Origin of the sequence: Pedobacter sp. BAL39, from assembly GCF_000170795.1 — a bacterium.
Lineage (GTDB): Bacteria > Bacteroidota > Bacteroidia > Sphingobacteriales > Sphingobacteriaceae > Pedobacter.
In genome coordinates, this window is sequence record NZ_ABCM01000046.1 from 1 (window position 1) to 1,323 (window position 1,323).

Here is a 1,323-nt window from a genome sequence, read left to right on the forward strand (position 1 = left end):
CAGCGACCATCAACATTCAGTCGTGCAATCTGACGCATCTCTGTACTATCAAGAATCACTGTATCTTTCGTTTGATACTGTTTGGCTTATCATATTGTCTACTTACATAGTAAAAGAAATTACCGGTAACTAATATTTTGCCTCCCTGATCATGCATCTGGGTAATCTCTCCAGCCACACCACCGTTGAACTTCGGAAAATACTTTGTCGTATCGGTCTGTGTTGGACGACGGAAAGTCTTTACTCCCATAGTGTCCACGCTTCCATTGAGAAAAAGGCTGGTAATGTTACTTATATTTTCTGTGCGCTGATCGTATCCATTGAAATAACCGGATACAAAATAGCGGTCTCCTATACGGATGATTCTGCTCAGCAGACCATTTGCACCTCTACCTGAACGTAGGCTTGCATCGTATGTGCCATCATTAAAGGTTCTGACAATCCTGTTGATGGGTTTCACAAGCCCTTTATTATCGTAGTTATTGAAGGCACCCACAAAAATCACTTTGCTATCGTCAGTGAGGTAACGCTGCATCACTGCATTATTGGCACCATTTATAGCCCTAAATGTCGGGTCTAAAGACAAATAACCATTTACCTTAAAAATCGGTCCGAATACCACCTGATCTCCCACAGATATAGAAGTGACTCCAGAACTTGCATAATCGGGTACCACAACAGTGATCCCGGACTCAGTCACCTCGGTCACGGTCGCTTGCTCACCATTTACACGAAACACGATTTGATCCTTGTAAGGCATTAACCCTGTTGCGGAAATGGTCAAGTTAGTTCCTGGCAGCCCGGATGCGGGCGTGGGAACCTGAGTGGTATTGATCTTAATTCCCAGCGGACTTTTACCTTGTCCGTACGGTTCTTCATAAACCTCGGCTTCCTTGGTGCATCCCGTTAGCAGTAGGCTGAATACTGAAAAAATAACGGCTATCCTGTTTTTCGTAATCATCATAATTGTATTACTTAATTTCTTTAATATTTATCGCTGCTCAATGAAGTGGCGATCATCGTTTACTGTTAATGATTTCATTCCGCACTTCTCCAACATCGAAGCCAAATTGGCCGGCGATGTCCAATACGTGCACTACGCCATTTGTGGGCTGTATGTCCGATGAGGATACTAGTACTTCCCTCCATCCTTCCGTGGGTCTGGATACATCCGGTATATAAGATATTCTTAATCTCCTATACCCAAGATACTTAACACCACCAACATCACCATATTCCACCCCGATATTCGATACCGTATTGTTAATGGCGTAATAACTCTGCCCGGGAAAGATCGTCAGCTGATTGGCATCAATCTGAGGA

At 43.6% G+C, this 1,323-nt stretch carries 1 protein-coding gene and 1 pseudogene; both read right to left on the reverse strand.

The genetic code is table 11. From position 1 onward, the window contains the following. Positions 1-55: 55 nt before the first annotated feature. A complete protein-coding gene (locus PBAL39_RS24420) occupies positions 56-964 on the reverse strand; it encodes a DUF5008 domain-containing protein (protein ID WP_008246865.1) in 909 nt (302 codons plus the stop codon). A gap of 52 nt (positions 965-1,016) precedes the next feature. Then, a pseudogene (locus PBAL39_RS24425) lies at positions 1,017-1,323 on the reverse strand (hypothetical protein); the annotation flags it as partial.